The sequence below is a fragment of the Mesorhizobium sp. M1217 genome (assembly GCF_040318275.1).
GTDB lineage: Bacteria > Pseudomonadota > Alphaproteobacteria > Rhizobiales > Rhizobiaceae > Mesorhizobium.
Window position 1 is genome coordinate 1 of sequence record NZ_JAMYMA010000061.1, and the last position, 758, is coordinate 758.

General features: G+C 64.5%; 1 protein-coding gene. It reads left to right on the forward strand.

Annotation, left to right across the window (positions count from 1 at the left end; genetic code table 11):
- On the forward strand, nucleotides 1-758 hold a 758-nt coding region (locus tag NKH37_RS33995), incomplete at both ends, for an elongation factor Tu (protein WP_353007644.1).

Consider the following 758-nt stretch of genomic DNA (forward strand, 5'->3'; position numbering starts at 1 on the left):
TATGTGAAGAACATGATCACCGGTGCCGCGCAGATGGACGGCGCGATCCTGGTCGTGTCGGCCGCCGACGGCCCGATGCCGCAGACCCGCGAGCACATCCTTTTGGCCCGCCAGGTCGGCGTGCCGTCGATCGTGGTGTTCTTGAACAAGGTCGACCAGGTCGACGACGCCGAGCTGCTCGAGCTGGTCGAGCTCGAGGTGCGTGAGCTTTTGACCAAGAACGAGTTCCCCGGCGACGACATTCCGATCGTCAAGGGTTCGGCGCTTGCCGCACTTGAAGATTCTGACAAGAAGATCGGCGAGGACGCGATCCGCGAATTGATGGCGGCGGTCGATGCCTACATCCCGACGCCGGTTCGTCCGCTCGACAAGCCGTTCCTGATGCCGATCGAGGACGTGTTCTCGATTTCGGGCCGCGGCACGGTGGTGACCGGCCGCGTCGAGCGCGGCGTCGTCAAGGTCGGCGAGGAGCTGGAGATCATCGGCATCCGTCCGACCACCAAGACGACCTGCACGGGCGTCGAGATGTTCCGCAAGCTGCTCGACCAGGGCCAGGCCGGCGACAACATCGGCGCGCTGTTGCGCGGTGTCGACCGTGAAGGCGTCGAGCGCGGCCAGGTTCTGGCCAAGCCCGGCACCGTCAAGCCGCACAAGAAGTTCGTCGCCGAAGCCTACATCCTGACCAAGGACGAGGGCGGCCGTCACACGCCGTTCTTCACCAACTACCGTCCGCAGTTCTATTTCCGCACGACGGACGT